The 15,701-nt window shown below is 61.0% G+C and carries 14 protein-coding genes and 1 pseudogene; 9 read left to right on the top strand and 6 right to left on the bottom strand.

Translation table 11 applies throughout. The features are described 5' to 3' along the window. Window positions 1–4 precede the first annotated feature (4 nt). From BLT86_RS19165 to BLT86_RS19135, 7 genes are all read left to right on the top strand, one after another. The gene (locus tag BLT86_RS19165; protein WP_003465090.1) at window positions 5–439 is read left to right on the top strand and encodes a F0F1 ATP synthase subunit epsilon; all 435 of its coding nucleotides are present in this window, start codon (window positions 5–7) and stop codon (window positions 437–439) included. A gap of 123 nt (window positions 440–562) precedes the next feature. Then, entirely contained in the window at window positions 563–1,921 is a 1,359-nt protein-coding gene (gene glmU, locus BLT86_RS19160; RefSeq protein ID WP_092379028.1) for a bifunctional UDP-N-acetylglucosamine diphosphorylase/glucosamine-1-phosphate N-acetyltransferase GlmU, read from the top strand. 56 nt (window positions 1,922–1,977) lie between these two features. Further along, complete coding sequence (locus BLT86_RS19155) at window positions 1,978–2,589, top strand: LysE family transporter (protein WP_092379025.1); 612 nt, start codon at window positions 1,978–1,980, stop codon at window positions 2,587–2,589. Window positions 2,590–2,662: 73 nt separating this feature from the next. Then, complete coding sequence (locus BLT86_RS19150) at window positions 2,663–3,433, top strand: DeoR/GlpR family DNA-binding transcription regulator (protein ID WP_092379021.1); 771 nt, start codon at window positions 2,663–2,665, stop codon at window positions 3,431–3,433. Window positions 3,434–3,443: 10 nt separating this feature from the next. Beyond that, window positions 3,444–5,306, top strand: coding sequence for a glutamine--fructose-6-phosphate transaminase (isomerizing) (glmS, locus tag BLT86_RS19145; protein ID WP_092379018.1), 1,863 nt, complete (start codon window positions 3,444–3,446; stop codon window positions 5,304–5,306). A gap of 10 nt (window positions 5,307–5,316) precedes the next feature. Next, window positions 5,317–5,547: a hypothetical protein gene (locus BLT86_RS19140; protein WP_055986069.1), complete on the top strand. Its 231-nt coding sequence runs from the start codon at window positions 5,317–5,319 to the stop codon at window positions 5,545–5,547. 33 nt (window positions 5,548–5,580) lie between these two features. Next, complete coding sequence (locus BLT86_RS19135) at window positions 5,581–6,348, top strand: YoaK family protein (protein ID WP_055986072.1); 768 nt, start codon at window positions 5,581–5,583, stop codon at window positions 6,346–6,348. 44 nt (window positions 6,349–6,392) lie between these two features. On the opposite strand, the gene BLT86_RS19130 is transcribed toward BLT86_RS19135, so the two are convergent. Both BLT86_RS19130 and BLT86_RS19125 read right to left on the bottom strand, forming a co-directional pair. Further along, complete coding sequence (locus BLT86_RS19130) at window positions 6,393–9,461, bottom strand: efflux RND transporter permease subunit (protein WP_055986075.1); 3,069 nt, start codon at window positions 9,459–9,461, stop codon at window positions 6,393–6,395. Next, window positions 9,462–10,556, bottom strand: coding sequence for an efflux RND transporter periplasmic adaptor subunit (locus tag BLT86_RS19125; RefSeq protein WP_055986078.1), 1,095 nt, complete (start codon window positions 10,554–10,556; stop codon window positions 9,462–9,464). It lies immediately after the preceding gene. 96 nt (window positions 10,557–10,652) lie between these two features. On the opposite strand from BLT86_RS19125, the pseudogene BLT86_RS19120 reads away from it, so the two are divergent. Further along, window positions 10,653–10,838 (top strand): annotated as a pseudogene (locus BLT86_RS19120) (ATP-binding protein); the annotation flags it as partial. A 274-nt stretch (window positions 10,839–11,112) separates the two neighbouring features. Here BLT86_RS19120 and BLT86_RS19115 read toward each other — a convergent pair. From BLT86_RS19115 to BLT86_RS19100, 4 genes are all read right to left on the bottom strand, one after another. Next, window positions 11,113–11,541, bottom strand: a complete 429-nt coding sequence (locus BLT86_RS19115; protein ID WP_055986080.1) for a hypothetical protein — start codon at window positions 11,539–11,541, stop codon at window positions 11,113–11,115. Next, entirely contained in the window at window positions 11,538–13,391 is a 1,854-nt protein-coding gene (locus BLT86_RS19110) for a DEAD/DEAH box helicase (RefSeq protein WP_090335907.1), read from the bottom strand. The genes BLT86_RS19115 and BLT86_RS19110 overlap by 4 nt, the downstream gene beginning before the upstream one ends. A 697-nt stretch (window positions 13,392–14,088) precedes the next feature. Then, window positions 14,089–14,868 (bottom strand): type I methionyl aminopeptidase, encoded by a 780-nt coding sequence (gene map / locus BLT86_RS19105; RefSeq protein WP_090335906.1) that lies wholly within the window; start codon window positions 14,866–14,868, stop codon window positions 14,089–14,091. Next, window positions 14,865–15,077, bottom strand: coding sequence for a ParD-like family protein (locus BLT86_RS19100; RefSeq protein WP_090335904.1), 213 nt, complete (start codon window positions 15,075–15,077; stop codon window positions 14,865–14,867). Before BLT86_RS19100 ends, map begins: the two co-directional genes overlap by 4 nt. A gap of 174 nt (window positions 15,078–15,251) precedes the next feature. On the opposite strand from BLT86_RS19100, the gene BLT86_RS19095 reads away from it, so the two are divergent. After that, the gene (locus tag BLT86_RS19095) at window positions 15,252–15,482 is read left to right on the top strand and encodes a hypothetical protein (RefSeq protein ID WP_074677152.1); all 231 of its coding nucleotides are present in this window, start codon (window positions 15,252–15,254) and stop codon (window positions 15,480–15,482) included. The last annotated feature ends 219 nt before the right edge of the window (window positions 15,483–15,701 follow it).

The raw sequence follows: 15,701 nt of genomic DNA, 5'->3' as shown, positions 1-15,701 counted from the left end.
TGTTATGGCTATGTCAGTCCACTGCGATATCGTCAGTGCGGAAGAAGAGCTGTTCTCGGGGCTGGTGGAAATGGTCATCGCCCACGGTCACCTGGGTGACTTGGGTATCCTGCCGGGCCACACCCCGCTGCTGACCGATCTCAAGCCGGGTCCGGTGCGAGTGATCAAGCAGGGTGGCACCGAGGAGGTGTTCTACATCTCCGGTGGCTTCCTGGAAGTTCAGCCGAGCATGGTGAAGGTACTTGCCGACACCGCTGTTCGCGCCGGCGACCTGGATGAAGCCGCCGCCATCGAGGCGCGCAAGGCGGCCGAGAAGGCGCTGAGCGAAAAGGGCACCGAGTTCGACTACGGCAGTGCGGCAGCACGCCTGGCCGAGGCAGCTGCCCAGCTGCGCACCATCGAAGAGATGCGCAAGAAGTTCGGCGGCCGCATCCGCTGATCGCGTATCGCGGTATCACGTAAAGGGGCGACTTAGGTCGCCCCTTTACGTTTCTGGCAAAATAGCGCTTTCTTCGCGCGGCCCTCTGGCCGCGGCCAACTCTTGCCCAGCAAGGAGCTTTCTATGAGTCTGGATATCGTCATTCTTGCCGCTGGCCAGGGCACGCGCATGCGTTCGGCGCTGCCCAAGGTACTGCACCCGGTCGCCGACAAACCCATGCTCGGGCATGTCATCGACACCGCACGCAGCCTGCAGCCGCAGAGCATCCAGGTGGTAATCGGCCACGGCGCCGACACCGTGCGTGAGCGCCTGGCCGCCGATGACCTGAATTTCGTCATCCAGGCCGAGCAGCTCGGCACCGGCCACGCCGTGGCCCAGGCTCTGCCGCAGCTCAGCGCCGAGCGCGTGCTGATTCTCTATGGCGACGTGCCGCTGATCGAAACGGCTACCCTGCAGCGCCTGCTGGCCCTGGTCAGCGATGATCAGCTCGGCCTGCTCACCGTCGAACTGGCTGACCCGACCGGCTATGGCCGTATCGTCCGTGATGAGGCTGGCGTGGTGCAGGCCATCGTCGAGCACAAGGATGCCAGCGAAGCACAGCGGCAGATCCGCGAGGGCAACACCGGCATTCTCGCCGTACCGGGCAAGCGCCTGGCCGATTGGCTGGGGCGTCTGTCCAACAGTAACGCCCAGGGCGAGTACTACCTGACCGACGTGATCGCCATGGCCGTGGCCGACGGCCTGGTGGTGGCTACCGAGCGCGCTGCCGACGAGATGGAAGTGCTCGGCGCCAACGACCGCATCCAGCTGGCTCAGCTCGAATGCCATTATCAGCAGCGCATGGCTCGTCGCCTGATGGCCCAGGGTGTCACCCTGCGTGATCCGCATCGCTTCGATGTGCGTGGTGAAGTCAGCGTCGGCCGCGACGTGACCATCGACATCAACGTCATCCTCGAAGGCCGCGTGATCATCGAGGATGATGTGCAGATCGGCCCGAACTGCGTGATCAAGGACTCGGTGCTGCGCAGGGGCGCCATCGTCAAAGCCAACAGCCACCTGGACGGTGCCGAGATGGGCGAGGGCGCCGATTGCGGTCCGTTTGCCCGCCTGCGTCCAGGTACCAAACTGGGCGCCAAGGCCCATGTGGGTAACTTCGTCGAACTGAAGAACGCCGTGCTGGGCGAAGGTGCCAAGGCCGGCCACCTGAGCTACTTGGGCGATGCCGAGATCGGTGCGCGAACCAACATCGGCGCCGGCACCATCACCTGCAACTACGACGGTGCCAACAAATCCCGCACGGTGATGGGCGAGGACGTCTTCATCGGCTCCAACAGTGCGCTGGTGGCGCCGGTAACGCTGGGCGACCGTGCGACCACCGGTGCCGGTTCGGTAGTGACCAGCGATGTGCCGGCGGATACGCTGGCAGTGGGTCGGGCCAAGCAGCGCAATATCGAAGGCTGGAAGCGCCCGACGAAGAAGTGAACCCGATCCAGCCTGGGTGACCAGGCCTGTGGATAACCTGCCGGAGGCAGTCCTGTATGTTCGGTGTGACGGATTACGCCGCCTTCGTGGTGGCCTTCATCATCCTGCTGGCCATTCCCGGGCCCGGTAACCTGGCGTTGATCCTGTCCACCGGCAAGGGCGGCATTCGCGGCGGGCTGGCCTCGACCTTCGGGATCATGCTTGGCGACCAGGTACTGCTGTGGTTGGCGGTGGCCGGGGTCGCCGCGTTGCTCAAGGCTTATCCGACAGCCTTCCATGTCGTGCAGTGGCTCGGCGCCGCCTACCTGGTCTACCTTGGCCTGCGAATGATCCTGGCCAAGCCGGGTGCAGCGCCGACGCTGGATATCAAGCCGCGCCAATACCTCTGGCAAACGCTGGTGATCACCGTCTTCAATCCCAAGGCCATCATCTTCTACATGGCCTTCTTCCCGCTGTTCATCGATCCGCAACGGCATCAGGGGCTGATTACTTTCGGTTTCATGGCCGTGACCATCATGGCGCTGACCTTTCTCTACGGCCTGCTGATCGTGCTGCTGACGCACTTTCTCGCCGAGCGCATGCGCGCTAACCCTCGTATTGCGCGGGGATTGGAGAAATTGGCGGGGCTGTGTCTGGTTGGCTTCGGGGTCAAGCTGACACTGAACTGACCAGCGGGCGCTTGCGGGCTTTTCGATCATATGTTTTGATTCGCGCCACTATCTTTCGAATCGAAACTTAAAGATGTCGAAGCGCAACACGCCGCAACGTCGCCATACCATCCTCGCCTTGCTCGCCGAGCAGGGCGAAGTGAGCGTGGACGCCCTGGCGCAGCACTTCGCCACCAGCGAAGTGACCATTCGCAAGGACCTCGCTGCCCTGGAAAAGAACGGCCTGCTGCTGCGTCGCTATGGCGGCGCGGTGCCGGTGCCGCAGGAACTGATCAGTGAGCCAACCCAGCCCATTTCGCCGTACAAGCAGGCGATTGCCCGGGCCGGCGTGGCGCGCATTCGCGAGCATGCACGCATCATCATCGACAGCGGCACCACCACGGCGGCGATGATCCCGCAGCTCGGCCACAAGCCCGGCCTGGTGGTGATGACCAATTCCCTGGGCGTGGCCAATGCCTTGCGCGAACTCGAGCACGAGCCGGTACTGCTGATGACGGGTGGCACCTGGGACCCGCACTCGGAATCCTTCCAGGGCCAGGTGGCCGAACAGGTGCTGCGCTCCTACGACTTCGACCAGCTGTTCATCGGCGCCGATGGCATCGACCTGGAGCGTGGTACCACCACCTTCAACGAGCTGCTCGGTCTGTCGCGGGTGATGGCCGAGGTGGCCCGTGAAGTCATCGTCATGGTCGAGAGCGACAAGATCGGCCGGCGCATTCCCAATCTGGAACTGCCCTGGAGCAGCCTCCATACCCTGATAACCGACGAGCGCCTGGATGCCCAGGCTGCCGAACAGATACGCGCGCGCGGCATTCAGCTGATCCTCGTGCCGCTGGAAAACTAAGGAGAGCCCCATGTGTGGAATCGTAGGCGCCATCGCCGAGCGCAATATCACCCCGGTCCTGGTCGAAGGCCTCAAGCGTCTGGAATATCGCGGCTATGACAGCGCCGGTGTGGCGCTTCTGACCGAGCAGGGCGCACTGGATCGCCGCCGCCGCGTCGGCAAGGTCAGCGAACTGCAGGCCGCGCTGCAAGCCGAGCCGCTGGCGGGGCGTCTGGGCATTGCCCACACCCGTTGGGCCACCCACGGTGCGCCGAGCGAGCGCAACGCCCACCCGCATTTTTCTGGTAAAGAGCCCGGGCACGAGCTGGCCGTGGTGCACAACGGCATCATCGAGAACCACGAAGAGCTGCGTGAGCGCCTCAAGGGCCTAGGCTATGTCTTCAGCTCCGATACCGACACCGAAACCATCGTCCACCTGCTCGATCACAAGCTGCAGCAGCTCGGCGACCTCAGCGCTGCGCTCAAGGCCGCCATCCCGGAACTGCATGGCGCCTACGGCCTGGCGGTGATCAGCGCCAAGCAACCGGACCGCCTGCTCGCCGCGCGCAGTGGCAGCCCGCTGGTGATCGGTCTGGGTCTGGGCGAAAACTTCCTCGCTTCCGACCAGTTGGCCCTGCGCCAGGTCACCGACCGCTTCATGTACCTGGAAGAAGGCGATATCGCCGAGATCCGTCGTGACGGTGTGCAGATCTGGGACGCCGCCGGCAATCCGGTGCAGCGTGAAGCCGTGCAGTACCACGAAGGTGCCGAGGCAGCGGACAAGGGCGAGTACCGCCACTTCATGCTCAAGGAGATCCATGAGCAGCCCAAGGTGGTGCAACGCACCCTGGAAGGCCGCCTGGGCAGCGATCACGTGCTGGTGCAGGCCTTTGGCCCGCAGGCCGCCGAGCTGTTCGCCAAGGTCAAGAATGTGCAGATAGTCGCCTGTGGCACCAGTTACCACGCCGGTATGGTCGCCCGTTACTGGCTGGAAGAACTGGCCGGGATTCCCTGCCAGATCGAAGTGGCCAGCGAGTTTCGCTACCGCAAGGTGGTGGTGCAGCCGGACACCCTGTTTGTCAGCATTTCCCAGTCCGGGGAAACTGCCGATACCCTGGCCGCGCTGCGCAACGCCAAGGAGCATGAAGCGGGCAAGGGCGGTTACCTGGCCAGCCTGGTGATCTGCAACGTCGGCACCAGCTCCCTGGTGCGCGAATCCGACCTGTGCCTGCTGACCCAGGCCGGCCCGGAAATCGGCGTAGCTTCGACCAAGGCCTTTACCACCCAATTGGTCGGCCTGATGCTGCTGACCCTGGCCTTGGGTCAGGTGCACGGCAGCCTGGACAAGGCCCTGGAAGCCGAGCTGGTGGAAGAGCTACGGCGCCTGCCAACCCGCCTGGGCGAAGCCCTGGCCATGGACAAGACGGTGGAGAAAATCTCCGAACTGTTTTCCGAGAAGCACCACAGCCTGTTCCTCGGTCGCGGTGCCCAGTACCCGGTGGCCATGGAAGGGGCGCTCAAACTCAAGGAAATCTCCTATATCCACGCCGAGGCCTACCCGGCCGGCGAGCTCAAGCACGGGCCATTGGCCCTGGTCGACAGCGATATGCCGGTGGTCACAGTAGCGCCGAACAACGAATTGCTGGAGAAGCTCAAGTCCAACCTGCAGGAAGTGCGCGCCCGTGGTGGTGAGCTGATCGTCTTTGCGGACCAGCAGGCCGGTATGCGCAACGGCGAGGGCACCCATGTGGTGAACATGCCGCATATTCACGACCTGCTGGCGCCGATCCTCTACACCATCCCGCTGCAGCTGCTGTCCTATTATGTTGCCGTGCTCAAGGGCACCGACGTCGACCAGCCGCGCAATCTGGCAAAAAGCGTTACGGTGGAGTGAGGGGGCGCTTGTGAAACGTGAAGATATAAGGGCCAGAAGCGCCGCTGGCGTGCAGTTCGATACCCATCTGATGCCCAACCCGGGCAATACCCGGGAGTGGATCGTGCTGTTCAAGAAGGATGCGGGTACCAGCTACTTTCTGATCGACGAGCAGGATGAGGTGGAGTGCTTTGCCGACCTCAATGGTCTGATCGAGGAATTGCGGCAACTCGGCATCAAAGGTGCGGAGATTCATCTGTGAGTCTCTCGCGCCACTTCGTCACCTAGGTGCCCTATGCCGATCCGCTATGCCCGACGCCTGACCGGGCGCAAACGCAGTGTCGTGGCCAACCGTCATCTGGGTTACGCCCTGGCCTTTGTCGCCGGGGCAATCAATGCCGGGGGCTTTCTTGCGGTGCAGCAGTACACCTCGCATATGACAGGGATTGTCTCGGCCATGGCCGACCATATCGCCCTGGGTGCCTATGATCTGGTGCTCGGTGGGCTGGGTGGGGTGTTGTCGTTTGTCCTGGGTGCCATCGCCTCGACCCTGATGGTCAATTACTCCAAGCGCCGCCGCCTGCACAGCGAAAACGCCCTGCCGCTGCTCTGTGAGGCGGCACTGCTGCTGTGCTTCGGTCTGCTTGGCGCCACCCTGGCAACCATCGAGGGGCTGTTCGTGCCCCTGACGGTGATGCTGCTGTGCTTCATCATGGGGCTGCAGAATGCCCTGATCACCAAGTTGTCGCGGGCAGAAATCCGCACCACCCATATCACCGGCATCGTCACCGATATCGGTATCGAACTGGGCAAGCTGCTGTACTGGAACCGCCATGGCGACAGGCACGGTCGGGTCCAGGTCGACCGTCAGCGCCTGCAGGTGTTGAGCCTGCTGGCGCTGTATTTCTTTATGGGTGGGATTGCCGGTGCCTTTGGCTTCAACGGCCTGGGCTATATCGCCACCCTACCGCTGGCGTTGTTGCTGGTAGGCCTGGCTCTGGTGCCAGCGGTGGATGATCTGCGCTCGGGGTGGCGCCGTTTTAGACGCGCCCGGCAGGGTTGAGTCGACCTTGAGAGCGGGTGGACAACTGCGCGTTGTCCACCTTCTTAAGCCTCTGCCGCGCCCTGCTCCTTGATCCCGTAGAACACGCAATACAGCACCGGCAGCACCACCAGCGTCAGCAGGGTGGCGAAGCCCAGGCCGAACATGATCACCACCGCCATGCTCTGGAAGAAGGCATCGGTCAGCAGCGGGCTCATGCCCAGGATGGTGGTCAGGGCGGCCATGGCCACCGGGCGCACGCGGCTGATCGAGGCGTCTTCCACGGCTTGCAGGGCATCCTTGCCGCTGGCCAGCTGCAGCTGGATTTCGTCCACCAGGACGATGCCGTTCTTCACCAGCATACCGCTCAGGCTAAGCAGGCCGAGCAGGGCCATAAAGCCGAAGGGGATGCCGGTCAGCAGAAAGCCCAGGGTCACGCCGATCATCGCCAGGGGCACGGTGAGCCAGATCACGGTGGCGCGCTTGAACGAGTCGAAGAGCAAAATGGTGATCATAAACATCACCAGATAACCCAGCGGCAGGCTACCGAACACTGCACCTTGCGCATCGCGGGAGCTTTCATACTCGCCGCCCCATTCCAGGCTGTAACCCTCGGGCAGGGGGATGGCCTCGATCTGCGGCTTGAGGCGCTGGAACAGCTGGGCTGCGGTTTCGCCGCTGAGCAGGGAAGGATCGGCCTGTACGGTGAGCGTGCGTTTGCGATCCAGACGCATGATCAGCGGGTCTTCCCACTCGGTGTTAAAGCCCAGCAGCACCTGTTCGATGGGCAGGTAGCCGCCCCGGGCGTTGCTCCAGATCTGCAGGTCACTCAGGCTGTCGGCATTCAGCCGCTCGTTGTCCGGGGTGCGCGCGACTATTGGCAGCAGGCGGGTGCCGTCGCGGTACAGGCCGACATTCATGCCGGAGAAGCTCATGCGCAGCAGGTCATCCAGCTCACTCTTGTCCACCCCCAGTTCGCGGGCGCGGGCCTCGGCGAATTGCGGGCGGACCAGCTTGGTGCGCTCATACCAGTCGTGCATCACTGCATTGGCTACCGGGTCCTGGCGCATCAGACGGCTGACCTCGCCTCCCAGGCGGCGCAGTTCGTCGGGGTCGGGGCCGCTGAAGCGCGCCTCGATCTTGCTGTCGTTGCCGGGGCCGAGCATCAGTTGCTTGAACTTGGGCTTGATCTGCGGGTACTGCTCGGCGACATGCAGTTCCAACTGGTTGATCAGCGGCTCGATGCGCTCCAGGTTGTCGGTGCGCACCAGCAGCTGAGCGTAGTTGGGGTACTGCTTCTGCGGTGAGTAGGTGAGGATAAAACGCAGGGCGCCCTGACCGATTGTGCTGCTGACCGTGGTCACCCCTTCCTGCTCCAGTACATGCTGATCCAGTTCGGCCACCAGCTGCTCGGTGTAGCGGATATCAGTGCCCTGGGGTAGCCACAGGTCGATAAAGAACATCGGCGTATTGGACGGCGGAAAGAAGCTCTGGCGCACCTTGCCGAAGCCGGCAATGGCCACCACCAGCAATACCACCAGCATGCCCAGAGTGAGGCTACGGCGGTGCAGGGCGAAGTCGAGCAGGCGCCGGTAGCTGGTGAAGATCACCCCGCCGTAGGGGTCGCCCTGATCCTGGCCGGTCAGGGTCTGGTTATCGCGGAAGAACAGGCTGGCGAAGAACGGCGTCAGGGTGATGGCAGTCACCCAGCTGAGCAGCAGGGAGATCATCAGCACCTGGAACAGCGACAGGCAGAACTCGCCGGTGGAGTCGTCCGACAGGCCGATGGGGGCGAAGGCGATGATGGCGATCAGGGTGGCGCCGAGCAGCGGCAGATTGGTCTGGCGGACGATGCCCCGCGCTGCCTCCAGGGTGCTCTGGCCGCGTTGACGGCCGACCAGAATGCCTTCGACGATAACGATGGCGTTGTCCACCAGCATACCCAGGGCGATCACCAGGGCACCGAGGGAAATGCGCTGCAGCTCGATGCCCAGCAGGCGCATAAAGATAAAGCTGCCGAGCACCGTGAGGGCCAGGATCAGGCCGATCAGCAGGCCGCTGCGCAGGCCCATAAAGATCAGCAGCACGACGATCACGATGGCCACCGAGGCGACGAAGTTGATCACGAAACCCTGCACCGAGGCCTGCACTTCGGCGGCCTGGTCGTAGAACACCTGCAACTGCATACCGGCCGGGCGCTGGGCGTCCAGTTCGGCCAGGCGCGCGTTGATCGTCGCGCCGACATCCACCACGTTGACCTTGGGTGCGAAGGAAACGCCCAGGGTCAGGGCCGGCTGGCCGTTCATGCGGTAGAGGTTGCCCGGTGTTTCGCTAAAGCCGCGGCTGACCTGGGCGATATCGCCGAGAGTGACCTGCTGCGCGCTGCCCGGGTCGCTGATGATCAGGCGCTCCAGCTCGCGCACATCCTGCAGCTCGCCAGTGGGGTGCAGGCGGATCGACTCGCTGCCGACCAGAATGCGCCCGGCGTTGGACACCACGTTCTGCTGGCTGAGCACCTGGGCCAGGCGCTGCGGGGCGATACCCAGGGTGCTCATCTTGCTGCGCGAGATTTCCACCTGCACCTGCTCCTGGCGGGCGCCGGCCAGGCTGACCTTGCCTACGCCAGGCAGCAACACCAGTTCACGGCGCAGGTAGTCGGCGAAGTCGCGCAGCTCCTGGGCGCTGTAGCCTTCGCCGGTGACCAGCAGGAAGAAGCCGAATACATCACTGAAGTCGTCGCGGATCTGCGGCGGGTTGACTCCCGGTGGCAGGCTGGGCTGCAGGTCGTTGATCTTGCGCCGCAATTCGTCCCAGATCTGCGGGATCTGCTCGGCCTTGTACTGGCTGTGCAGCTCCAGGCTGATCTGCGAGAGCCCGGCGCTGGAGATGGAGGTGACCTTCTTGATCGAGGGCAGCTGCTGAATGGCGTTTTCCAGGGGATAGCTGACTTCCTCTTCCACCTGCTGCGGCGAGGCGCCGGGGTAGCTGGTGATGACCATGGCGTTTTTCAGGGTGAAGGAGGGGTCTTCCAGGCGGCCGATGCCGAGAAAGGCCATCAACCCGCCGATGCCCAGCACCAGGGTGACCAGCCAGCTGGTGACGCGGCGCTGGATAAAATAACCGGCGATATCCATTTACAGCCCCCGCTCGCGTACCCAGGGCCGCACTGCCTGGCCTTCCTCCAGTTCGGCGCCACCGACGGCGACGATCTGCTCGCCGGGCTCGATGCCGCTGAGCACTTCGATACCGTTACGGGTCAGCTGGCCGACTTCGACCTGGCGCGCGGTGAGGCGCAACGTGCCGTCCTGCTCGCGCGCCACCCATACCTGCTTGACTTCGGCGGCGACGCTATCCGGGCTGAATACCGCCTCCACCGGCACCAGCAGGCGATTGTCCGGGTTGCGGCTGATTTTGGCGAAATCGATCTTGACCGTGGCGCTCATGCCCGGCAGCAGGTTGAGCTCCTCGGGGCGAGGCATGGACAGGGTGACCTGATAGGTCAGGGTCTTGGGGTCTGGCTGGGTGCTGTGTTCCTTGTACACCGCCTCGAATTCGCGATCCGGCAGGCTGTCGAGAATCACGCTGGGGTGATAGCCCACGCTGTCTTCACGACTGCGCAGGTTGGTCAGCAGGTTTTCCGGCATCTGGAACAGCACATCCAGGCTGTCGCCGCTCTGCAAGGTGACGATAGGTTGCTTGGCCTGCACCACCTGGAAGTTATCCACATGGGTGTTGGCCGCTACACCGTCGAAGGGTGCGAGGATGCGGGTGTAGTCCAGCTCCTGACGAGCCAGGCTCAGGGCAGCGCTGGCCGAGTCGAGGGCGGCCTTGCGCTGGTCATATTCGGAGCGGGAAATCATCTGCCGCTCAAGCAGTTGAGCAATGCGCTTGAACTGGGCGTTGGCCAGGTCGAAGCTGGCCTGGCGATCACGTACCCGCAGACGCTGGTCGGTGTCTTCGATGCTGGCAATCAGCTGGCCGCGCTTGACCGGCTGGCCCTGCCGCACCTCCAGCGTCTTCAGCTGGCCGCCGATGCGAAAGGACAGCTCGGCTTCCTCGGTGGCCTTGAGGCGGGCGGGGAATTCGCGCAGGCGCTCGCTGGCGGGGTCTTCCACGGTAAACAGCTTGACCAGGCGCGGTGCCTGTTCCTGGGGGGCGGGTGCCTGGTCGCAGCCGACCAGTAGCAGGCTGGCCGGTAGGCACAGACAGAGGAGGGGGCGTAGGTTCAAGATGACTATCCCTGATAACGACACAATAGAAGGTCGCACCCAATCGAGTGCGTATGGCCGAGAGTTTAGGGGGTAATTGCTGCGATCTCCATGGGCGTGTTCGGCGACGCCAAGATGACCACCGCCCTGCTGGATCGGCTGACCCACCACTGCCACATCGTCGAAACCGGTAACGAGTCCTATCGCCTGCAACACAGTAGCTTGGCGGCCCAGGCCAAGATCAAATCACGGGAGCGAAAGCGTAAGGGCGGCCAGGAACCGGAGGACGATGAGTCGTTCTGATTTCATGGTGACGACGGCCTGCTGCATGGCTGCATGTGGCAGGTCTTCAACAGCTGAACTGGGACAGCGAGGGAGTGGGTTCAAAAGCAGCTGCGCTGGTAGACTTATCCACAGTTGCTGGTAACAAAATCAGCAATCCGCCCTGGGTCAAATTTCAATCGGCAGGGTGGGTCAATTTTCCATCAGCGCCAACAGTACAAGTATGTCGAGCAGATTCACTGCGGCGATATCATGGCTGGTTGAGCATCGGTCGCAGTGGAATGACTGGCTAGGGTTAGGCCACCAGCCGCAGTTGCGGGGCAAGGGCAAGGTAGTCTTGGGGCATGGTTGATAGGATTGCGGCGACTTTCTCTCGCGGTAGCTGGTCAGCGAGCAGCGCTTCAAGTTTGCCGAGCCGCTCCAGGACGGCGTGGGTACGATCCCATTGAGTACTGAACCGCTTGGCCGTCATCTTCTGCTCGACAAGTACCAGATAACGGCTGCGATCGTAGGTATAGCGCATGGTGACCTTGCTCGACGATCCGTCTTCATCTTGCTCCGAGAAGACCAGCTCGAACACCAGCCCCTGCGATGTCTTTCGCGCCGAGGACTCGACGTAGTCATCTTCGAAGAGATTGTCGATAAGTTCGCTGGGCTGAACGCCACGGGTTACGTGGAGAGTCGAGAGCTCATCAACCAGTATTCTGATGGATTCTAGACTCATTTCAGCATTCTCCTTAATTCATCGATGATCACTACCACGTACTCAATCGACTTGGTCAGTGAGCTGTTGTCACGGTCAGCAACCCTACCGAATTTCTTCACCAGCTTGGTGTAGATAAAGCTCACCAGTATACCGTCGTTAGGCATGTTGGGTTTCGCCATCGGTAGGTGGTTTTTGAATATCGGATAAAGGGTAGAAGCTTTTTCTTCGATTTGCAGATCGCTGAGCAATGTTGCGACCTCGTCCTGAGCCTTCTTGGTAAGGATCTCGCGGAGTTGCTTACGCGCGATTTCAGGCCGCTTCTCCACGAGGTTGGGGTCTATGATCTGAGCTGCTTTCTTTGTCTCAGCACTCAGGAAGACGTTCTTGAGCTGTGCAAGAACATCCGCGTCATAGCCCTCAATCCCCGGAAGCGCCTGGACCTTCTGCGTTGCGATGGACTCGACTTCGGCCCGTTTCTCCGAAAATATCTTGTTGAAGTCCAGATCTCCAAGGTAGGAGTCACGGTCACTCACAAATGCTTCGGAGCTGGAAACACCACCCAGGTTCTGCTCTTTGCGCGTGTAGTCCTCGTCCGTGATTGTGTAGTCGCGGGTGCGCTGGTGTTTGGCCCGATCAACCTCAGTCTGGAAGGCAGTCCACATCGAATCCAAGCCGGTCTCCTGGTGATAGATCACCACGGCGTTGTTATCGATCTCAAAAGCCGTGATCTCGTCGGCTGGGATCGCCCGCAAAACCCTGCCCACAATTTGTGCGAAGGCATTTTCGCTTCGGTAGGGACGGAAGAGGGCCAGAACAGTGAGGTAACGATGGTCGTAGCCTTCCATCAACATGTTCACGGAGATAACGACATCGCACTGGTGGTTATCGATTACCCGGAATGCCGCATCGATATCTGCTAACTCCATGTCGCTGTGCACTACAGCTGCAGTCAGGTTCTTGGATTGATACCAGGTGCGCAGGTCCTCGGCGTGGGTGATGCTGCAACCGACAGCGAGAATCTTGTGTGGCACGTCCGGAGAGGTTTTCCGGAGCTCATCCAGTTTCTGAATGCTTAGGTTGATTACGTCCATTGAGCATTCTGGAGACAAGGCTACGCTGCGCTCTACCCACTCTCGGTCCTTGAATTCGAGGACTTGCTCTTTGGAGAGCCGAACACCTGGCTGCTCGGTGACGGTGAAGTAAAGCTCATGAGCATTTACGGTCTCTTTCCTCAGCCACTTAACATACCGATCACGCATCACCTCGGAGAGAGGCGTCTTATGGATCAGTTTTCCTGGCACTTCTTGGTTGTCGCCGCGGAACGGCGTACCAGTCACAAAGATCTTCTTAGCCTTGGAAAAGTGGGCCAGGGTCTTTTGCCAGCTACGTGCCGGCGCATGGTGCCCCTCATCAATGATGATGAGGTCGAAGAAGTCGGACGGCACCCGCTTCGTCAGTGACTGTCCGCGCTCGTTGTATACCTGCTGGATGTTCGAATAGACGAAGTGGGCTTGCTCAAGGCTGGCCTGATGGGTATCAGACGTAAATTCGCATGTGACCGGCAGATCCTCGGCACTGAAAATCACATCGAAATTGATCCAGAAGTTGTCTTCTAGCAGCTCCTGTGTCCGTCGAATGCTCTGCTTGGTGACCAGGCCTGGTGTAATGATCAACACACGTCCCTTTGCCAGGCCGAAAGGTACGATGGAGATCAGCCCGCTTTTGCCCGTCCCTGTCGGCAGGACGATTAGTGCATCCTCGTTGGAGTTCTCGAAATGCTCCTGCGCCTTGATATAGGCCTCGATCTGGGGGCTACGCAGCTTTTTATTGCCAAGGATATTGGCTGCCGTTTCGGTGAAATAATTCATAGACAGTCGAGATTCCTATCGGCGACGCGCGCCAAGGTGCCTGCTCGCTGGACAAGCACTCGGCGACGGGGACAGAGGTAGTTGAGGTGCGGCGGACGTGGCATTGAAATATCCGTATTTCGGGCTGGGCATCACGAGATTCTGATGATGGTCGAGCGTGTGCACTACGACTGATTGTAGCCTAGTGACATCACGCTTTGGCGCCTGACTTTCTTGAGAATACCCACACGCCATCGTGTGCGTGGACAATTCAATGCTGAGCTTTGTAGCCAACGACAAGGTTCATCGCCACTAGGATGTCCAAGGGGTGGTCAGTGATGGCACCCCTGAGCCGTCTCAGGGTTCTGGCACCCGCTGACTACCATCATGATGGGCCCCATATCTGGATCACCAAGCCCACGCGGTACTCCCTTAAGCCAATTCAATGGACGGTATCTCGATCCAGCGGCAGTGGGCTGCGATCCTTGTTTATGGCACGCGGCATGTGTGTAGGGCACGTGTGAGGCGGGGGCTGGCTGTGTCAAACTTTATTCTTGGCTGCGGTGGGGCTTTTTGGGCGGGCGCGTTAGGCTGTGTCAAACTATGTTTCGGTTGTTGTGGCAGGCCCTAGCGCTGAAGCTAGCGGATTTTGCGGCCCTCTATGTCAAACTATATTCTGGGTATCCACCGTCCATCTGGACGGGCTTTTGCGTTTCCATCACGCCGAAATTCTGCTCAGGTGCAGCTCTTCGGGGCGCAGCGTAAGGACGCGAACACCGTCGCGGGTGACCGCCACGGTATGTTCGAATTGTGCCGAGAGCTGGCCGTCGCGGGTCACCACCGTCCAGCCGTCGCGCAGGGTACGCACGTCCGCCGTTCCCCGGTTGAGCATGGGTTCGATGGTGAAGGTCATGCCTTCGCGCAGGGTCAGGCCGGTGCCGGCTTTGCCCCAGTGCAGTACTTCGGGTGGCTCGTGCATTTCCCGGCCGATGCCGTGGCCGCAATACTCCCTGACCACCGAGTAGCGATGGGCGCGGGCATGGCGTTCGATGGCATGACCGATATCGCCGAGGCGGGCGCCGGGTCTGACGGCTTCGATGCCCTTGCACATCGCCTCATAGGTGACTTCGGCCAGCTGACGAGCCTGGTCCGACACCTTGCCGATCAGGTAGGTCTTGCTCGAATCGGCGATATAGCCGTTCTTCTCCAGGGTGATATCGAAATTCACCAGATCGCCATCGCGCAGGATATCGTCGGCGCTGGGGACTCCATGGCACACCACCTCGTTGCGTGACGTGTTCATGGCGTAGGCGAAACCATACTGGCCCTTGCTCGCCGGGCGCGCCTTGAGTTCACCCACGATGTAGTTATCCACAAGGTCGTTGACCTGCAGGGTCGACATGCCGAGCAGATCCAGGCGATCCAGGTAGCCGAACACGGACGCCAGCAACCTGCCGGATTCCGCCATCAGGGCGATCTGTTGCGGTGTCTTGCTCATGAGGCATCCGCCATTCTTGGCGGAACCACCACGCCGGCTGCACGCATCTCGGCGGACATCAGCTCATTGAAGCTCAGCGTCGGGTTCATCTCGCAGAGCATGCCGATGCGAATCCAGAAACCCGCCTGTGCATTGATCGAACGGCCCGAGACGCTGCTCGCCCGGCGGATTTGGTCATGCAGCTCGTCATCGATGTTGACGATGCCCATGGATACCTCCTTATATATGATTCGTATATGAAGCATATATAACTATGGGACTGATTTCACTCACCGATCATCAGTGAGCAAGGCGTGCTCACCTCATCCTTTACACTATGAGCCGTATCCGCTGCCGTATGCAGGCAGTGGGATCATCTGAGTCACGCTGGAACAGGAGAGAGGATGAAGCGCGCGGATGTGAAACGCAGAACGAGCGAGGGGGTTGTGTTCGATACCCAGGTCATGGTCAATCCGGCCAATACCGCTGAGTGGATCGTATTTTTCAAGAAAGGCGCAGGGCGTAGCTTCTTTCTGGTTGATGAGGCCGAGCAGGTCGAGACCTTTGCCAGCCTGGATGAGTTGATGCCGGAGCTGCGGGCTCTGGGTATCAAGCGGGTCGAGGTGCAGCTCTGAGGGTGAGTTGCTAACAGTTGCCGTGGATCATCTTGTGGATATCCTTGTGATACCAGGCTGAAGCCCAGATAAATCGGGCTACTCAGCCTGTTGTTCAAAAACTGATCCTTGTCGCATCGTTATTCACAATAGCTCTGGATAAACTTCGGCCTATCTTGTTGATAAGTTCTCAGGCGTCAGCTATCACGGGGCTTTCAGCGCTTTGCACAGTTTCTCGCC

The organism is Pseudomonas sihuiensis, from assembly GCF_900106015.1.
Classification (GTDB): domain Bacteria; phylum Pseudomonadota; class Gammaproteobacteria; order Pseudomonadales; family Pseudomonadaceae; genus Aquipseudomonas; species Aquipseudomonas sihuiensis.
Note: the sequence above shows the minus strand (reverse complement) of the source record. Positions and strands in the feature narration are given on the sequence as shown.